This is a genomic window from Brevibacillus sp. HB1.2 (genome assembly GCF_013332495.1).
In the GTDB taxonomy this organism is placed as follows: domain Bacteria; phylum Bacillota; class Bacilli; order Brevibacillales; family Brevibacillaceae; genus Brevibacillus; species Brevibacillus porteri.
The window spans coordinates 100029-117588 of record NZ_JABMIU010000002.1; the positions used below are offsets into that span (position 1 = coordinate 100029).

19 protein-coding genes are annotated in these 17560 nt (G+C 46.3%); all 19 read right to left on the reverse strand.

Going from position 1 to position 17560, the window contains the following annotated elements; genetic code table 11:
- Nucleotides 1-7 precede the first annotated feature (7 nt).
- The gene (locus HPY28_RS05225; RefSeq protein ID WP_017249299.1) at nucleotides 8-778 is read right to left on the reverse strand and encodes an undecaprenyl pyrophosphate synthase; all 771 of its coding nucleotides are present in this window, start codon (nucleotides 776-778) and stop codon (nucleotides 8-10) included.
- 66 nt (nucleotides 779-844) lie between these two features.
- Nucleotides 845-1402, reverse strand: coding sequence for a ribosome recycling factor (frr, locus tag HPY28_RS05230; protein WP_017249300.1), 558 nt, complete (start codon nucleotides 1400-1402; stop codon nucleotides 845-847).
- Nucleotides 1403-1404: 2 nt separating this feature from the next.
- Nucleotides 1405-2127 carry a UMP kinase gene (gene pyrH / locus HPY28_RS05235; RefSeq protein WP_017249301.1) on the reverse strand — a complete coding sequence of 241 codons (723 nt, stop codon included), beginning with the start codon at nucleotides 2125-2127 and terminating at the stop codon, nucleotides 1405-1407.
- Nucleotides 2128-2286: 159 nt separating this feature from the next.
- On the reverse strand, nucleotides 2287-3174 hold the full coding sequence (gene tsf, locus HPY28_RS05240; RefSeq protein WP_017249302.1) for a translation elongation factor Ts: 888 nt from the start codon (nucleotides 3172-3174) through the stop codon (nucleotides 2287-2289).
- Nucleotides 3175-3311: 137 nt separating this feature from the next.
- The gene (gene rpsB, locus HPY28_RS05245) at nucleotides 3312-4022 is read right to left on the reverse strand and encodes a 30S ribosomal protein S2 (RefSeq protein WP_015891726.1); all 711 of its coding nucleotides are present in this window, start codon (nucleotides 4020-4022) and stop codon (nucleotides 3312-3314) included.
- A 246-nt stretch (nucleotides 4023-4268) separates the two neighbouring features.
- Complete coding sequence (locus HPY28_RS05250) at nucleotides 4269-4964, reverse strand: DNA polymerase III subunit gamma/tau (RefSeq protein WP_173622004.1); 696 nt, start codon at nucleotides 4962-4964, stop codon at nucleotides 4269-4271.
- Complete coding sequence (locus HPY28_RS05255) at nucleotides 4939-5463, reverse strand: DUF6115 domain-containing protein (protein WP_017249304.1); 525 nt, start codon at nucleotides 5461-5463, stop codon at nucleotides 4939-4941. The genes HPY28_RS05250 and HPY28_RS05255 overlap by 26 nt, the downstream gene beginning before the upstream one ends.
- A gap of 23 nt (nucleotides 5464-5486) precedes the next feature.
- Entirely contained in the window at nucleotides 5487-5825 is a 339-nt protein-coding gene (locus tag HPY28_RS05260) for a hypothetical protein (protein ID WP_017249305.1), read from the reverse strand.
- Nucleotides 5826-5871: 46 nt separating this feature from the next.
- Nucleotides 5872-7290, reverse strand: coding sequence for a flagellar assembly protein A (locus HPY28_RS05265; protein WP_174224285.1), 1419 nt, complete (start codon nucleotides 7288-7290; stop codon nucleotides 5872-5874).
- A gap of 31 nt (nucleotides 7291-7321) precedes the next feature.
- Nucleotides 7322-8110, reverse strand: coding sequence for a FliA/WhiG family RNA polymerase sigma factor (locus tag HPY28_RS05270; protein ID WP_017249307.1), 789 nt, complete (start codon nucleotides 8108-8110; stop codon nucleotides 7322-7324).
- A 16-nt stretch (nucleotides 8111-8126) separates the two neighbouring features.
- Nucleotides 8127-8510: a hypothetical protein gene (locus tag HPY28_RS05275; protein ID WP_069849255.1), complete on the reverse strand. Its 384-nt coding sequence runs from the start codon at nucleotides 8508-8510 to the stop codon at nucleotides 8127-8129.
- A gap of 3 nt (nucleotides 8511-8513) precedes the next feature.
- The gene (locus HPY28_RS05280; protein WP_007719270.1) at nucleotides 8514-8999 is read right to left on the reverse strand and encodes a chemotaxis protein CheD; all 486 of its coding nucleotides are present in this window, start codon (nucleotides 8997-8999) and stop codon (nucleotides 8514-8516) included.
- Nucleotides 8986-9612: a chemotaxis protein CheC gene (locus HPY28_RS05285; protein WP_017249309.1), complete on the reverse strand. Its 627-nt coding sequence runs from the start codon at nucleotides 9610-9612 to the stop codon at nucleotides 8986-8988. Before HPY28_RS05285 ends, HPY28_RS05280 begins: the two co-directional genes overlap by 14 nt.
- A 5-nt stretch (nucleotides 9613-9617) precedes the next feature.
- Nucleotides 9618-10094, reverse strand: a complete 477-nt coding sequence (locus tag HPY28_RS05290; RefSeq protein ID WP_017249310.1) for a chemotaxis protein CheW — start codon at nucleotides 10092-10094, stop codon at nucleotides 9618-9620.
- A 16-nt stretch (nucleotides 10095-10110) separates the two neighbouring features.
- The gene (locus HPY28_RS05295) at nucleotides 10111-12135 is read right to left on the reverse strand and encodes a chemotaxis protein CheA (RefSeq protein WP_017249311.1); all 2025 of its coding nucleotides are present in this window, start codon (nucleotides 12133-12135) and stop codon (nucleotides 10111-10113) included.
- A gap of 21 nt (nucleotides 12136-12156) precedes the next feature.
- Nucleotides 12157-13263: a protein-glutamate methylesterase/protein-glutamine glutaminase gene (locus tag HPY28_RS05300; RefSeq protein WP_174230198.1), complete on the reverse strand. Its 1107-nt coding sequence runs from the start codon at nucleotides 13261-13263 to the stop codon at nucleotides 12157-12159.
- A gap of 31 nt (nucleotides 13264-13294) precedes the next feature.
- Nucleotides 13295-14158 (reverse strand): MinD/ParA family protein, encoded by an 864-nt coding sequence (locus HPY28_RS05305; protein WP_174230199.1) that lies wholly within the window; start codon nucleotides 14156-14158, stop codon nucleotides 13295-13297.
- A gap of 4 nt (nucleotides 14159-14162) precedes the next feature.
- Complete coding sequence (gene flhF / locus HPY28_RS05310) at nucleotides 14163-15509, reverse strand: flagellar biosynthesis GTPase FlhF (protein WP_174224287.1); 1347 nt, start codon at nucleotides 15507-15509, stop codon at nucleotides 14163-14165.
- Nucleotides 15506-17548, reverse strand: a complete 2043-nt coding sequence (gene flhA / locus HPY28_RS05315) for a flagellar biosynthesis protein FlhA (RefSeq protein WP_017249315.1) — start codon at nucleotides 17546-17548, stop codon at nucleotides 15506-15508. The genes flhF and flhA overlap by 4 nt, the downstream gene beginning before the upstream one ends.
- Nucleotides 17549-17560 lie beyond the last annotated feature (12 nt).

Consider the following 17560-nt stretch of genomic DNA (forward strand, 5'->3'; position numbering starts at 1 on the left):
CTCTCGGTTATACCGCCCCGTAGCGACGAGCTCGGCCTTGGTATTCCACGATTGCTTGATAAAAATGTTCACGGGTAAAATCAGGCCATAGCACGTCCGTAAACCATAATTCTGTATATGCCAATTGCCACAGCATAAAGTTACTCAAGCGAATCTCTCCACTTGTGCGAATCAAGAGGTCTGGATCGGGAATTTCGCTTGTATACAGGTAGCTCGAAATCAATTCCTCAGTCAGTTGCTCTGGTTGAAGCTCACCTGCTTTTACTTGTGCCGCCATCTCTGAAAATGCTTTCGCAAGTTCATCCCGCCCGCCGTAATTCAGAGCAAAATTCAATTGCAGACCACTATTGTCCTTCGTTTTCTCTTCTGCTTCCAGCAGTGCTTTCAGCGTATGAGAAGGCAGCTCGTTTTTACTGCCCAGCATGCGAATGCGAACACCACGTTCTATTAATTCATCCAATTCTGTCGACAAAAATTCCTGCGGAAGTTTCATGAGAAAATCCACTTCATCGCGTGGGCGCTTCCAATTTTCGGTAGAGAATGCGTACATCGTCATATAACGCACACCGATCTCGTCTGCAGCCTTGACGACTTCCTTTACTGCTTTCATTCCTGCACGGTGCCCGGCAACCCGGGGTAAACTGCGCTTGTTGGCCCAACGACCGTTGCCATCCATAATAATCGCCACATGTTCCGGGATCTTACCGGAACGATCCAACTCGGCTGGCTCCGTTTGCTTTTCTTTGCGGCCCCATTTGCGCGCCAGATGTTCTAACATAAAGTGTTCCCCCGTAATGAGAGATATAGACGTACATCCCCCTCAATCGAGGGGGATTACCATTACCTATACTTCCAAAATGTCTTTCTCTTTGTCCTTAACGATCTTGTCAACTTCGGCGATGAATTTATCCGTCGCTTTTTGTATGGTTTCTTGATGACGACGGGAATCGTCCTCAGAAATGGTAGCAGCTTTTTCCAGCTTTTTGATTTCATCGTTTGCATCACGACGGATGTTACGAATAGCTACCTTTGCTTCTTCTCCACCTTTTCCTGCCAGCTTCACGAGCTCTTTACGACGCTCTTCTGTGAGTGGAGGAATCATCAGACGGATAATCACACCATCGTTGGATGGGGATATTCCCAAATCCGATTGTTGCAGCGCACGGTCAATTTCTTTGAGCGCGGTTTTATCCCAAGGCTGGATAGTCAGCATACGTGGTTCTGGAACGCTGATGTTTGCCAATTGGCTAATCGGCGTTGGAGTGCCGTAGTAGTCTACTGTAACACGCTCCAGCATCGCTGGGTTCGCACGACCTGCACGCAGGCTAGACAGATCTCTTTTCAAAGCATTGATCGCTTTATTCATGCGATCTTCCATGTCTTTTAGCACAGTTTGTGGCATAATTATTCCCCTTTCACTAGAGTACCGATTTTGTCGCCCATTACTGCCCGACGAATATTGCCTTCTTCAGAAATGTTAAAGACGATCAACGGAATACTGTTATCCATGCACAGGCTGGACGCTGTTGAATCCATGACACCTAAACCTTTATTCAGCACTTCCAGGAATGTCAACTGGTCGTACTTCTTAGCGTTCGGGTCAAGGCTTGGATCTGCAGTGTACACACCGTCTACCTTGTTTTTCGCCATCAGGATTACTTCAGCTTCAATTTCAGCTGCACGCAGAGCAGCAGTCGTATCCGTTGAAAAGTAAGGGTTACCAGTACCGGCAGCGAAGATGACCACACGCATTTTTTCCAAATGACGAATGGCACGACGGCGTATGTATGGTTCTGCTACCTGTCTCATCTCAATCGAGGTTTGAACACGAGTCGGGACGTTCACTTTTTCTAACCCATCCTGCAAGGCGAGTGAGTTCATAATTGTGGCCAGCATCCCCATGTAATCGGCTGTTGCCCGATCCATTCCTTTAGAGCTGCCTGAAAGTCCGCGCCAGATGTTACCTCCTCCGACGACTACTGCGACTTGTACACCCAATTCTACGATTTCCTTGATCTGGTTAGCGACGGAGAAAATTACCTTTGGGTCAATCCCATACCCTAAGTCCCCCGCCAAAGCTTCCCCACTCAACTTTAACACAACCCGTTTATAGGCAGGAAGTGGCATGTGAAACGGCCTCCATTCATGAATCATTCTCTGTGCCCAGTCTGCATTCCTTCTAATTGGGAACAGGTACACACTGCTATTTACATGCAGAAAGTTTCACACAAAGTGAAACTCTCGCTTTGAAAATAGGGAACACGAAGGTGTTCCCTATAACCTTTATTATTGCTTATTAACTTGAGCCATTACTTCAGCTGCGAAGTCTTCTTGTTTCTTCTCGATACCTTCGCCTACTTGGAAGCGAGCGAATCCTTTCAAGGTAGCGCCTGCTTCTTTCAACAGAACAGCTACTTTCTTGTCAGTATCTTTTACGAATGGTTGCTCAACCAGTACGTATTCTTCGAAGAATTTGGAGAGGCGGCCTTCAACCATTTTCTCAACGATGTTAGCAGGTTTGCCTTCAGCCAGTGCTTGGTTTTTCAGAACTTCACGCTCACGCTCGATCTCATCAGCGGAAACTTCTTCACGGTTAGCAAAACGTGGGTTGGACGCTGCTGCGTGCATGCCCAGGTCGCGAGCCAGTGTCTCGTCTTGTGTACCTTCCAAAGTAACCAGAACGCCGATACGGCCACCCATGTGGAGGTAAGCACCGAATGCGCCGTTGTCTGTTTTCTCGGAGAGTGCAAAACGACGGAAGGAGATGTTCTCTCCGATAGTCGCGATTTTCTCGTTGATTACATGACCCAAAGTCTCGCCAGCACCTTTGAAAGGTTGCTCCAGCGCTTCTTCAACAGATGCAGGGCGTTGGGATACAACGTGCTCAGCGATGTCTTTAACGAGTGCTTGGAACTCAGGGTTTTTACCTACGAAGTCAGTTTCGCAGTTCACTTCAACAACTGCTGCTACGTTTCCAGCTACCGCTGTTGCAGTCAAACCTTCTGCTGCGATACGACCAGATTTTTTTGCTGCTTTCGCTACACCGCGCTCACGGAGCAAGTCAATCGCTTTTTCCATGTCGCCTGCTGTTTCTTCCAGCGCGCGTTTGCAATCCATCATACCTGCGCCTGTACGCTCGCGCAGTTCTTTAACAGCTTGTGCACTAATTGCCATTGAGTGAAACCTCCTCGAAAAGTTACGATCTTATTATAATCGAAAAGCAAGTCACCTGTTAACCTTGGCGACGCTATTCAGCAAAAAAGGATGGACGGGGGTTCTGACACCCTCAGTCCACCCTTTAACACACATGCTTACGCAGTTGTTGTTGCTTGTTGCTCTGTACCTTGGTTTCCTTCCAGGAGAGCGTCTGCCATTTTAGCAGTGAGCAATTTCACAGCGCGAATTGCGTCATCGTTACCTGGGATCACATAATCGATTTCATCTGGATCGCAGTTAGTATCTACGATCGCAACGATTGGGATACCCAATTTACGAGCTTCTGCTACAGCGATGCGCTCTTTACGAGGATCGATGACAAACAGAGCGTCAGGCAGTTTATCCATGTGAGCGATACCGCCCAAGAATTTTTCCAGACGATCCATTTCTTTGCGCAGAACGATAACTTCTTTCTTAGGCAATACTGCGAAAGTACCATCGTTTTCCATACGCTTCAGCTCAGCCAAGCGAGCAGTACGTTTTTTGATGGTAGTGAAGTTTGTCAGAGTACCACCCAACCAACGTTGGTTGATGAAGTAGTGACCTGTACGTTCTGCTTCTTCTTTAACGGATTCTTGTGCTTGTTTCTTCGTACCAACGAAGAGAATTTTTCCACCGTCTTGAGCGAGTTCACGTACGAAGTTGTACGCTTCCTCTACTTTTTTAACGGTTTTTTGCAGGTCGATAATGTAGATTCCGTTACGTTCGGTGAAGATATAGCGAGCCATTTTCGGGTTCCAACGACGAGTTTGGTGACCGAAGTGTACACCAGCCTCGAGCAATTGTTTCATCGAAATTACTGCCATATTTCACACCTCCTTCAAAAATGGTTTTTGTGATGCCTACCTCCGCCACACCGCATGTTCCAAGCAATTCTGCCTTAGGCAGCACCGTTGCCGGAATTGGTGGACGTGCGATTTCAACACCGTAAATGAATATATCATATGGGAGTTTCAATTGCAACAAACGAATTCCATTTATTTCGTAAAAAAAGTTTTGACCCTTCTTGGCAGAGGACAAATGGACACATTTGGTTACATTGAAAAAACCGCCTATTTTTTAGGCGGTGTTGTGATCAACTTGACGATGTCTGCTTCCTGAGCGGCGGTCGACACTTCATAGGTACCTACACGAATACGATTTAGCTTGTCGCTCGCACGTAGCTGTGCCACAAATTGATTGTCGGCAGGAAGGATTCCTTCCTTTACTAGAATCTGCGCTACATCCTCTGCAGTTGCTTTGTAAGGGACAGTGAAAGATACCTTCTTATCTGCTACTGGTGCTTCTACTGTCGGAGCTTTAGGTGCCAACGTATTGGGTGACGTTGGTGTCTGCGTATTCGGTACGGTTGGAGTAGACTGGCCGTCCTTACTCTCTGGATTCGTTGGCGGAATGACCTTTTGTTCCGATGAAGCTGCAGGTGTCGTAGGCTGTACTGTTGGCGGCTGCGGCTGCTTAGTCACAGGCGCCACGGTTTGACCTACCTTTGGCGTAACTGGCGCCTTAGGCACTCCAGGAGCTGGCTGTACGTTCACTTTCTTTTCTTCCTGCCACTGTTTGTATTCTTCTGCTGTAAGTACGACCATTTCCAGCTCTTGTGCAGCTACTTTCATTTGATCGACAGTCAGGGCTGGTGCTTGCGCAGTTTGCTTAGGCGCTAACAGTCCAATAATGGAGGTAGCCACAATCAGTCCTGCTCCAAATCCAAATAATAGCTCTTGTTTACGCATCGGCAAGACCTCTCTCATGCCTGTCAGCCAAGGAAAAGACCAAATCGATTTCCCCTCTGCCGGCACCGAGTCGTTTTGCGATCTCATCCCGAGACAAACCTTCTTTACTCAGCTCAAAGGCACGGCGATAACGTTCTCGCAGTGCCAGCATATCCACCTCTTGAACTTGAGGTGCTGGTTCTATCCTATCCGTATCATTTGGAGCCTCTTGCTTGTGACTCTCACTCTTTTGCCATTCTTCTTCTATATTGTCTAATCGCTTGCGCAAACTAGCGATATCCTCGAGAAGATCCGCTCTCATTTCCTGCCATTCTGCAGAAAGAAGATGGGTTTCTTGCTTTACCTGTTTTTGAAGACGCTGCACGCTTTTTTCGAGCTCGTCCTTGTCCGTCGTGCGTTGTGTCGGTATTGAGGAAAAGGAGTCAACAGGCTGCTTCTTTTTAATGACAAAAGCAAGAAGCATACTGATCATTCCTGCTCCAATCAGGATGGGATACACTACGTCCATGTTGTCCACCTTTATTTCTGGCTTGACTTCGTTTATAAAGAAATATCTATAATACGTCCACGCAATGGATCTCTCATGAGATCAGCATTCGTAGATACACCTTCGCTCGATTCGGACAATTGACTTCCAGCGGATTCTTTTTTGTCCTGATGTTCTTGCTGTCCTTGCTTTTTTTCTCGTTCGCGTATCTGGTTCTTTTGTGATTGCTCAAGATCGCTCGGGCGCTGGCGCATATGTTCATCCAGGTCTCTTCGCTGATCAATCATTGATTGTTGTTCATGCATGGTTCGTTGTTGCTGATGCTCCTGAATTCGGCTGACTTCTAGCGTACGTGGTATTGCCACCTGCAATTCAACCGCTTTCAAACTCATATGGCCCCAACTCCCTTTGTCACACTAAGTATGTAAGCATCCTGGATTAGATGAGAGTTGCTGTGCTAATTTCACCGTCCAGCACAATAAATCGCGTTCTCGCATACTCGTGCTTGATAAAGTGCACCAGCTTTCCAAACGTCATTTTGATTCCTGGATACATCACATGATATGCCTCAATAGCTGCTGGTCCTTCCCCTTTCAGCTCGAGTTCAATATCATTTCTGCGTGCTTCCAATTCCTTGCTTTCTTTTTCCAGAACCAAACGAGTATTGGTTAGCTTGATTTGCATGAGACGTTTGTCTGCTGGAAGTTCTTTGCTAACTTGAAGGATCTGATTAATAACGCCTAGGCCTTGATCTGTTTTGCGTAAATTTTCATACACATTTTGTAGTTCTTTTTGAATGTTCGCCAGTTCTTGTCTTAATTCTGGTTTTACTCCTACTTCGAGTATCGTAGGAGTGGCGCTGCTGTTCCCAAATACTCGTGCCACAATTTTTTCCCCAGCTTGAAGCACTCCACCAATAATGAAGCCTTTTGCTCCTTTGCAGATGATTTGCTTTCCGGCTCGTATGGTTGAGAACATGATGCTTTGTGAAACAACCACTTGATTGCCAGCCGTTACATTGGCGTTTTGGATAAAGGATGTCCGAACATCTTTCCCCGCAACAATGCAGCCTTTGTCCTGAGCAACAATCCCGCTTTTGATTTCAATAGAGCCCTCCGCGTACAACTCGGCCCCTTCTACACTGCCAAGTACACGGATATCTCCGGATGACTTTACGCGAAAGCCATTCAATACGTTCCCGCGAATGACCACCGTTCCCACAAAATCAATATTGCCAACACCAAAATCGACATCCCCGTTTACTTCAAATACGGGAAACACGTTCATTTTTGCCTGTTCTGTGAAGGAGACTTGTCCGTCAATAGCGGCGTATAGCATCGTCCGCTCTTGATTGAGCACAACATTTTTCCCAGGCTTTATGTTTATTTCCTTGCCGGCTTTGGGAGCGATGGGCTCTCCGGTAACTGCTGTGCCTGGTTGTCCCTGGCTTGCTGATATTTTACGTGCCAAGAGTTGTCCTTTTGCCACATTAGGGATTGTCGTCACATTATAAAAATCAACTCGACCATCCTCTAGCTCTTTTGGACCTTCCCCTTCATTAATAGATGCCAAATAGGGGTACTCGATAGTCGCATCGGTTCCGGCCACAGGTGCAATCCCCTGAGCAACCTTTACTCTCGCATTTGCATACTTCGCGGGTAAGGTACACAAGTTCTGGACTACATCATCGAGAATTCCATACTTCACATTGCTTGTTTGTAATGCTTTGTAAACATCTGTTTCCAAGACGACAATTTCGTCGATATCTTGTTCGTCCGCACGTAGAAGTACCTCAGCCTCCAATTTATCAGCTGAAATTTTTACTTCTATTTTATAATTCCCGATTCCTTCCATCATTCTACCCCTCTCAAGCTTGGGTAATGTCCCCTTACATTAATTGCGATTTCCATCTGGACAACGCAGAACGAAGTCGGAAAAGAGCTTTGGAGTGCAACTGGGATATTCTTGAAGGTGACAAGCTCATGATTTCCGCAATTTCTGATAAGGTCATTTCTTCAAAATAAAACAAGGAGACAACCAATCGTTCCTTTTCAGGCAATTTGTCGATGACCGTTACTAGAACCTCTTTTAAGCTGGATACTTCCGCCACATTATCAGGGCGAGGTGTGAGCTCGTCAATGATATACGAATGTCTTGCTGTTTTTTGTTCGTCTTCATCCCCTACTGCCTCATCGATAGAAACCATGCTGGCAAGAGAGGTTTCCAAGAAAACCTGTTGAAGCTCCTTTTTGCTTATTCCCAGATAATTAGACACTTCTTGATCGGTTGGCATTCGCAGCATTTGCTGTTCCAAGGTGGTGTATGCTTCTTCGATTTTTTTGGCCTTGTCTCGAACAGTACGAGGGATCCAGTCGTTCTCGCGTAGTCCATCGATCATTGCACCACGAATCCGCCACATAGCGTACGTCTCAAATTGGAGACCCCGGGTATGATCGAATTTAGCCAAAGCGTCCAATAGTCCAAAGCGCCCATAACTAATCAAGTCATCCTTGTCCACATTTGCTGGCAAATTAATCGCCAACCGATTTGCCACCTTATCTACCAGTGGCAAAAACCGCGTGACCAAGTCAACCTCCGCCTCGCGACTTCCCTCTTGTTTCCACATGACCCATTTATCGAACTCTTTTGCTTTTTCTTGACTGGTTAGCCGTGCCACGAATAGTCACCAACCTTTACTCATCTGATAAGCGCCTAACGACCTCTGCAACGGTGGCTGGATCCTCAGTAGGATGAACCCTTTCCATCTTGTTGATTGAGAGTGGTGCAAATGTTTGATCTTCCTGTTCTAATAGTTGTCCAATTTCCAGTACGACCCCACCTTCCGCTAGAGGAGAGCCTGTCTCCTCTAGCGTGTCCGTAACCATTGGTGGAGTAGATGACTGTATGAACGTTGCGAGCAGCCAACGAATTGGAAATGCAGCGAGGAAGAATAGGACAAATGCGATACCTGCTCTCTCCAGTGATACGAGCCAGACATTACTCGCCACAGCCGTACCCAGCGTCACAAGAAATGCGAGCATTCCTAATCCAAAATTAATCCAAATGGTTCCTAACATTTGTTATACTTCCTTCACACCTTGATTTACGGTCCTGATTTGAAGAATGCCGTTTGTGGCATCTAACTCTATTGTCCGACCGCAGTTTCCCCCTGTATCTTCTGCCACGATCTTTATATGAGCATCCTTCAATGCAAGTTTGCACGCCTCTACATTCCGAGGCCCAATCCGCATGGTGTCATTATTCCCTAAAAATGCGAACATTTGTGCACCGCCAGCCAATTTTGCAACTGTGTGTCTGGTCTCAGCACCAGCCTTCACCATCAACTGAATCAGATGGGGGATTGCTGTATCCGCATACTTGCCTATTGTTAGCTCCCCGCTTTTAGCCAAAGACGATTCAGGGAGCATAACATGTGCCATACCTGCAATTTTATGGATATGATCGTAGAGCACTACCCCTACGCAAGAACCTAAACCGGTAGTACGCAGCTTACTCGGCGGCTTTGCCACACCAAGATCAGCCATCCCTATCTTAATAATCTCCATCGAACGGAACCCCTAATGAACGAAATAGTGTTGGGAGCGATTCAGGATCAGGAATTAAGAAAAAGTTCCCTTTTACTTGTTCATTGCCTTCGAAAAAAGCGGTGTCAATCGTGAGGGCAAAGTCACCCGCTTGACCCAACGCTATTAATCCATAACTTAGAATAGCTCCAGCCATATCCACAGCGAGTGCAGGTACAGACGGTTGTAAATTTAATTGTGTAAAATCAGCTAACGATGATAGATAAGAGCCTGTTAAGATGTTGCCAATCTCATGCAGCGCTGAAATCTCCAGCTCTTCCCACTCGTACACATCTTTATTAATTCCTGTAATTTGTTCGAGTAGGTGCTTGGCAGAATCCAAATCAAGGATGAAAAACATGTTCCCTGGACAATCGCCTTCAACGCGGAGGAAGACGGTCACTACTACAGTTTCCGCTCCTCCTACACAATCTGCGACTTCGTCGAAAGGGATAATCTTGACTTGTGGAACTTTCATATCGATTTCTTTTTGTATGAGCTTGGAGAGAGCCGTGGCAGCGTGACCAGCACCGATGTTCCCGATTTCCCGTAAAACGTCAAATTGGAAATCTCCAAACTTCGTAAAATCGCCCATTTTACTTACCCCTCAATTGCGTCCAACTGCTTGATTTCCTCAGTGCTCAATACTTTATCGAGATTTAAGAGGATTAACAGTCGTTTATCCAGCTTAGCGACACCTCGCAAATAAGCGGCTTCCACTCCTCCAACAACCTCTGGAGGCGGTTCAATCGCATCAACTGGTATATCGATAACATCGTTAGCAGCATCTACAATGAGACCCACTTCCAATTCACCTACGGCCACGATAATGATTCGAGTTGCTTCGGAATAGACGCTTTCTTCGAGACTAAAGCGATTGCGTAGGTCAATAATCGGTGTCACAACGCCACGCAGATTAATAACCCCTTTGACGAAACTAGGCGTTCGCGGAACTCTTGTGATATGCTCCAGCTTTTCAATGGATCTGACCTGATGAACCTCTACGCCATACTCTTCGTCCTTCAATCGAAAGACAATCACTTTGACTTCGCTAATGACTTCTTTTTGATCGAGCATGCGGCTGCCCCTCCTTCTACTTAATCAGCGAGTTACAATCTATGATGAGCGCGACCTGTCCGTCTCCCAAGATCGTTGCACCTGAAATAGCAAATACATTGACCAGATATTTGCCGAGAGATTTTAGAACAATCTCTTGTTGACCGATGAACGAATCGACGACAAGGCCTGCCATTTTCTCACCTTTACGTACGATGACGACTGCCACTTCATCTTCCATCGTTTCCCCATTATCAGGCACTTGGAAAATGTCCTGCAGCGAAACGAGCGGAACTACACGTCCCCGGAAGTCGATCACTTTTTGGCGGTGAGCCATCATGATTTGATCTTTTTTAAATACAGCCGTCTCAATGATGGAGCTGAGTGGGACAGCGTACTTCTCATCTTTCACTTGTACCAGCATCGCGGAAATGATAGAGAGCGTAAGCGGCAATTGAATGAGGAAAATCGTGCCCTGACCGCGCACAGAATCTACGCTGACACTGCCACCCAACGATTCAATTTTGGACTTAACGACATCCAGTCCAACACCACGACCGGAAATATCAGATACAACCTCCGCTGTACTAAAGCCTGCTGCAAAAAGCAACTCGTGGATTTGCTTGTCGCTCATGCTATCTGCAGTAGCAGGATTGACAATCCCTCTCTCAAGCGCTTTTTTGAGAACTTTATCTTTATTGATTCCAGCACCGTCATCTTTTACTTCAATAAATACATGGTTCCCACTGTGGAAAGCGCGGAGCTCGATTTTTCCTTCCTCTGGCTTACCCGCCTTTTTCCGATCTGCTGGAGACTCAATTCCGTGGTCAAGCGAGTTACGCAGCAAGTGATTGAGTGGGTCCCCGATTTCGTCGATGACAGTACGGTCCAATTCTGTCTCCGCACCGATAATCTCCAGATTCACTTTTTTATTCAGATCTTTTTGCAGATCGCGAATCATACGTGGGAAACGATTGAATACTTGCTCCACTGGAACCATCCGCATGGTCAGAATGATGTTTTGCAAATCGCCACTAATCCGACTCATGTGCTCCACGGTTTCCTGCAATTCATTCTTTCCGATCTCGCGTGCCAACTGCTCCAAACGACCGCGGTCAATGACTAATTCGCTAAACAGATTCATCAAGATATCCAAGCGTTCGATATCCACACGAATTGTTTTTCCACCAGCCGTCGCCTTCTTCACAGGTGCTTGAGGAGCTTCTGCTGCTCCTTTTTCAGCTGGCGCTGGCGTCTGTTGCACTACGGGAGCAGGTGGAGCTTCACTCTTCAATTGAATCGTTTCGATTGTCACATCTTGGATTTCCGAAATGTTAAGAATCGTAGTTCGTACTTTTTCAATCGATTGCTCCGTCACATAGGCGATTTCAAACGATTGTTCAAATCGTTCATTCTCGATATCTTCAACAGCTGGCTTCGTTTTGATCACTTCACCCATGGATTCCAATTGATCAAAAACCATGTAAGAGCGAGCAGCCTTGAGCAAGCAGTTTTCATTCAATGTCACTTTGATCCACAAAACGTTATTTCCGAGCTCCTGAGACTGCTTCAAGACCATCATTGCATAATCGTCCAGTTCATGCTCTTCAGCTGGTGTACTTTCCTCTTGCGGTGCTTCCACGACCATCGTAGCAGCTGCTACTTCCTGCTCGGCTGAAAAATCTCCAGCTACAATCGCCCGCAGCTTCTTTACAATAGCGGATACATCCGCTGAACCGTCTCCACCCTCTGTGATATCGATGACCATGCCTTCAATCAAATCTACGCTCTGAAAAATAGCGTCCATGATATCACTGGTAATCGTTAACTTCTGATTGCGAATCAGGTCAAGTACATTCTCCGCTTCGTGAGTCAAACTCGCCATGTCTTCAAAGCCCATGGTCGCCGACATCCCCTTCAATGTATGAGCGGAACGAAAAATCTCTTTGACGTGGCCAATATTACCCGGATCACTTTCCAAGAGTAACAAGTTGGCGTTGATTGCCTGTAGGTGTTCCTTTGACTCCTCAATAAACATGTCCAAATACTGATTCATATCCATAGGTGATCCACCTCCCAAAAATCAGTGCAAGAGCTTGCACAACAGCTCTGGAATCTTTTCTAATGGGGCCACGTTGTCTGCCAAGCCTGCTTGAATCGCTGCTCGTGGCATTCCGTATACGACACAACTCGACTCATCTTCGATAATACTTGTAACAGCGCCAAGCTCCTTCATACGCTTTAGCCCTTTAGTCCCATCATTTCCCATGCCTGTCATGATGATTGCCCATTTGTCTACGTTTGTCAATTGACTGACTGATTCAAACAGGATATCGACAGACGGTCTGTGACCACCTCGTGGCTCCTCTTGATGTAAATAGGCCTGAAGTCTCCCATTTACTTGACGAACTTCGAAATGGAAGCCTCCTGGAGCGATGTAAGCTGTACCATTTTCCAAATACTCGCCATCGACAACCTCGGTTACTCGAATTTGGCATAACGAGTCTAGCCGATTTGCTAACGATTTCGTGAAACCTGCTGGCATATGCTGAACGATGGCAATTGGTGCCGGAAAATTCGCCGGAATTGCAGTGAGTACACTCTGCAATGCTTTAGGACCACCCGTAGATGTACCTAAAACCACCAGTCTTGCCTTTCCGCCCACTTGTGACCGCATCACGGCAGGCGGGCTCGGTATTTTCGTACGTATTACTGGAGATGCCGGTGCAGCTTTTGATTCGGAAGATACCGGTTTGACTACGCGAGGGATCTGCTTTCTCAAACGTACTTTCGATGCTGCCGCAGCCTTCACGCGCTCGATAAGACGATCGCCCACTTTGTGGATGTCGAGAGAAATTGGACCAGACGGCTTCGTTACAAAGTCAAACGCGCCTAGCTCCAACGCATGAATCGTAGCTTCGGCCCCTTCTTTTGTCAGGCTGCTCAACATGACGATAGGAACCGGGCATTCATTCATCAGCTTTTCCAAAGCGTCCAAACCGTTCATAACCGGCATTTCAATGTCGAGAGTTAGAACATCCGGCGCCAGTTCTTTACATTTTTCAATACATTCGAGTCCATTCTTAGCTCGATCAATCACTTCAATCTCAGGATCCGTTGATAAAATGTCCGAAATTACTTTACGCATGAATGCAGAATCGTCCGTGACGAGAACGCGGATTTTGCTCATTCGAATGTCGCTCCCTTCCTACTTTTATGTCTCATCGTATGAAGTGCCTCAACTTCGCAAGAAATCCATTGAGACCACTGACAGAAGCATCTGAAGTACCCGGACGATCCAAATACCGTTCTACCAGATTTCGTATGCTTCTCGCGGCTTGCGATTGTGGATATGTAAGTAGAAAAGGACGCTGCATTTTAACAGCTTTTGAAACATAAGGATCATCCGAAACATATCCAAGCGACTGAATATCCAGATTCAAAAAGCGTTTGGAAACCATCGCAAGCTTGTCCGCCGTCATTTTCCCTTCTTTCTCCGACGACGCTCGGTTTATCACCAATCGAATGGAGACAGCGGGGTTACGTGCGTGTAGCATCTTGATGACTGCATATGCATCCGTTATCGCTGGTGGTTCGGGGGTGGTAACGAGGATGACCTCGTCTGAGGAGAGCATGAATCGCATGGATTCTTTTGAAAATCCTGCTCCCGTATCAAAAATGATTGTGTCGGCATAGCCTTGTAGCGGGTCCAGATGAGAGAATAAGCGATCAAGCTTGTGATCATCTAATTGCATAATTTGTGTAAATCCAGAACCACCCGCGATAAATTCTAAGCCTCCTGGCCCATGCTCGATAATGTCCCAAACAGTCGTATCTGGCTCTAACAAATGAAACAGATGCTTTTTTGGTGTAATTCCCATTAATACATCCAGATTTGCCAGACCCAGATCCAAGTCAAACAAAACCGCCTTATGACCCTTCTCAATCAAACCAAGCCCAAAATTCAAGCTGAAATTGGACTTGCCGACACCACCTTTTCCACTCGTCACTGTCACCAGTCTAGTTGGTCGTGTCTTCTTGTTTTGTAGCATCCGCTCACGGAGTTGCTCTGCTTGGTCACGCATCTGTTTACTCTCCCATAATCATCGTTGAAACCAGCTCCGGTGTAGCTACAACGATATCATCTGGTACATTTTGACCTGTCGTTACATAGGAGAGCTGTAGATTCATCTCCTGACAAACATTCAACATCGTGCCAAAGCTGTTCGTTTCATCCGCTTTTGTAAAAATGACTTGCTTCACTTGAACTTCCGCAAAATTTTGGACGATCGCTTTCATATCGTTGAATTTGGAGCTCAAGCTAAGTACTAGATAGTTCACGCTGTCTTTTCCATGCTCCAACAATTCACGAATGCCTTCCACGTATTCATCGTTGCGAAAATTTCGTCCAGCCGTATCGACAAAAATGAGGTCACAATCACTTAAGCGTTCCATCGCTGCCGCCATTTCTTTCGGAGAAAAGACAACCTCCAGCGGGACATTCAAAATGTTTGCGTACGTCTTCAATTGTTCTACTGCTGCCATTCGATACGTATCAGCCGTGATAAAGCCGATTTTTCGTTTTTCCTTCAACATGCTGTTCGCCGCAAGCTTCGCAATGGTCGTTGTTTTTCCAACCCCTGTCGGACCGAAAAAGAAAGCATACCGTACGTTCTTACCCAGCTTTGGCGAAGATGCTGTATATGGCTCAATCATCGAAGTGATAATCGTTCGGCATACAGCAAATGCTTCTTCCTCCGTCCACTTTTCACCCGGTTGCGACATTTCCATTACTTTTCGAATGATTTCCGCTGTTAGCTCTTCAGTCACTTCTTGTTTCAGTAACTTTGCACGAATAGACTGTATCTCTGGAGGAAGTTGTTCACTTAAGTCATGCACCAACAGCTTTTGAAACATTTGACGCATATCTCGCATTTCAGTGGCAATCGCGTCATGATTACTTGCGGGTAAAGCTCTTTCTTGGGTTGTCATGACAGGAGCATGCTGCTCAGCTGGCTCTCCTTGCTTTTGCACAGCTCTCGTATCTGGGATCTCTTCTTTTGGAGGCGTCGCAACCGCGGTTTGTGTCAACGCGGCTACGACCTGCTCCCTACCTGTTGATTCAACTTGTTGATTCTCCGATGTTTTTGTCACAGTCGGTCTTCGATACGCTTGAGCAGCGGTGTACGTACCCGTCTGCGATTTGGGCAAAACGTTGTTGGTTCGATGTTCAGCTGCTACTGTTGGATTTTCTCGCTCGGATGCCTTTTCATCGACAGCAGCGATTACTTCGATTCGTTGTTTGCCAAACATCCCGAACAATCCACCTGTTTTTATCGGCTTGGAATTAAGAATCACAGCATCCATTCCTAAGTCCGTCCTGATTTTTCCCATTGCTTCTGGCATCGAATCGACAATGTAACGTTTTACCCTCACGAAATGTTCACCATCCCTACGCTTTGCACTTCAACATGTGGTTCGAGCTCGCTGTACGACAAAACGGGAACGTCTGGCATCATGCGATCTACTAATTGACGCAAGTACATTCGGACCGCTGGTGATGAAAGAATGATCGGCTGTTGACCCGAGTTGATCATTTTGCTCACTTCAGTCGACATGTTTTGGAATATTCGCTGAGACGTTTCCGGATCCATCGCCAGATAGCTTCCTTGCTCAGACTGTTCCACACGTTCAGAGATTGCTTTTTCCAATCCTGCTCCAGCTGTAAGCACGCGAAGTGGTTGTCCTGGCTCCGTAAATTGGAGTGTGATCTGTCGCGCCATCGCCTGTCTCACATATTCTGTCAGTACATCTGGATCTTTTGTATACAAGGCTTGATCCGCAAGTGCTTCAAGGATGACGTTGAGATTTCGAACAGACACTTTTTCACGCAACAGCTTTTGCAATACTTTTTGTACGTCCCCAATGGCGAGCATACTTGGAATCAGCTCGTCTACGAGAACTGGTGCTGTCTCCCGTACATTGTCGATCAAGGCCCTTGTTTCCTGGCGACCTAACAATTCGTGGGCATGTCGCTTGATGACCTCTGTCAAGTGTGTAGCCACAACAGATGGCGGATCGACAACTGTATAGCCGGAAAGCTCAGCAATCTCCTTATTCTCTTCTGTTACCCATAATGCAGGCAATCCAAACGCAGGTTCTACGGTTTCTATACCAACAATAGAATCATCTTCGATCCCCGGGCTCATCGCCAGATAGTGATCCAGCATGATTTCCCCTTTTGCGACCTGGTTGCCTTTTATTTTAATCATATATTCATTCGGTCGAAGCTGGATGTTGTCACGTATACGAATGACCGGTACAACGATCCCCATCTCGAGTGCGATTTGTCTTCGAATCATAATGACCCGATCTAACAAATCTCCTCCCTGCTTCACATCGGCAAGCGGGATTAAGCCATAACCGAACTCGAATTCGATCGGATCGACCTGTAACAGGTTCACGACGCTTTCTGGACTGCGTACTTCTTCCAATTGCTGCTCTTCCACCTGGTCGGCGGATTCTTGGATTTGCATCTTTTGGTTCTTCTCCATTTTCCAAGCAGCAAATCCCATTATCCCGCATACCGGAAGTACAGGCAGAATTCCAATCGGTGTAAAGAGTCCCAGCAATAACATGCATCCGGCTACGATATAGAGAAGACGCGGAAAGCTGAACATTTGCTTGACGATGTCTTCACCAAGACCTTCACCAGAAGTAGAACGCGTTACAATAATACCCGCTGCGGTCGAGATTAAGAGCGCTGGAATCTGGCTCACCAGTGCGTCACCGACAGACATGGTAGTGAATCGAGAGGCAGATTCTGCAAAGCTCATATCGTGAATGAGCATCCCGATGATAAAACCACCAATAATATTTACGATAAAAATGATAATACCCGCGATGGCGTCCCCTTTTACGAATTTGCTGGCACCATCCATTGCTCCATAAAAGTCAGCTTCGTTCTCAATCTTTTTTCTTCGGACACGTGCATCTGCTTCTGTGATCATCCCTGCATTCAGATCGGCGTCGATACTCATCTGTTTACCAGGCATCGCGTCGAGCGTAAAACGTGCTGCTACCTCAGCTACACGCTCAGAACCTTTCGTGATTACGATAAACTGAATGATGATCAAGATCAGAAACACGACGAAACCGACGACTTGATTACCACCGACTACAAAGCTACCGAACGTTTCAATAACTTTACCGCCTTCACCATGCGATAAAATATTTCTCGTCGTCGACACGTTCAAGGCTAGTCGAAAAAGTGTTGTAATAAGCAAAACTGTCGGAAAGATCGAGAATTCCAAAGTTTCTTTTGTATACATCGACACAAGCAAGATGGTCAATGCAAGGGAGATATTCAAAATCAACAGCAAATCAAGTAGCGCTGAAGGAAGTGGGATTACCATCATGACAACAATGCTTATGACAAAAAGGATCGTACCAACTTCTTTAAATTTGAATCCCACTGGTTATCCTCC

Excerpts from the sequence above, each read along its gene's own strand:
- HPY28_RS05260 (WP_017249305.1), bottom strand. The coding sequence starts at position 5,825 with ATGAGTTTGAAAGCGGTTGAATTGCAGGTGGCAATACCACGTACGCTA.
- HPY28_RS05280 (WP_007719270.1), bottom strand. The coding sequence starts at position 8,999 with ATGGAGATTATTAAGATAGGGATGGCTGATCTTGGTGTGGCAAAGCCG.
- HPY28_RS05250 (WP_173622004.1), bottom strand. The coding sequence starts at position 4,964 with ATGAGAGAGGTCTTGCCGATGCGTAAACAAGAGCTATTATTTGGATTT.
- HPY28_RS05225 (WP_017249299.1), bottom strand. The coding sequence starts at position 778 with ATGTTAGAACATCTGGCGCGCAAATGGGGCCGCAAAGAAAAGCAAACG.
- frr (WP_017249300.1), bottom strand. The coding sequence starts at position 1,402 with ATGCCACAAACTGTGCTAAAAGACATGGAAGATCGCATGAATAAAGCG.
- rpsB (WP_015891726.1), bottom strand. The coding sequence starts at position 4,022 with ATGGCAGTAATTTCGATGAAACAATTGCTCGAGGCTGGTGTACACTTC.
- HPY28_RS05285 (WP_017249309.1), bottom strand. The coding sequence starts at position 9,612 with ATGGGCGATTTTACGAAGTTTGGAGATTTCCAATTTGACGTTTTACGG.
- HPY28_RS05295 (WP_017249311.1), bottom strand. The coding sequence starts at position 12,135 with ATGGATATGAATCAGTATTTGGACATGTTTATTGAGGAGTCAAAGGAA.
- HPY28_RS05265 (WP_174224285.1), bottom strand. The coding sequence starts at position 7,290 with ATGATGGAAGGAATCGGGAATTATAAAATAGAAGTAAAAATTTCAGCT.
- HPY28_RS05300 (WP_174230198.1), bottom strand. The coding sequence starts at position 13,263 with ATGAGCAAAATCCGCGTTCTCGTCACGGACGATTCTGCATTCATGCGT.
- HPY28_RS05275 (WP_069849255.1), bottom strand. The coding sequence starts at position 8,510 with ATGTTAGGAACCATTTGGATTAATTTTGGATTAGGAATGCTCGCATTT.
- tsf (WP_017249302.1), bottom strand. The coding sequence starts at position 3,174 with ATGGCAATTAGTGCACAAGCTGTTAAAGAACTGCGCGAGCGTACAGGC.
- pyrH (WP_017249301.1), bottom strand. The coding sequence starts at position 2,127 with ATGCCACTTCCTGCCTATAAACGGGTTGTGTTAAAGTTGAGTGGGGAA.
- HPY28_RS05290 (WP_017249310.1), bottom strand. The coding sequence starts at position 10,094 with ATGCTCGATCAAAAAGAAGTCATTAGCGAAGTCAAAGTGATTGTCTTT.
- HPY28_RS05305 (WP_174230199.1), bottom strand. The coding sequence starts at position 14,158 with ATGCGTGACCAAGCAGAGCAACTCCGTGAGCGGATGCTACAAAACAAG.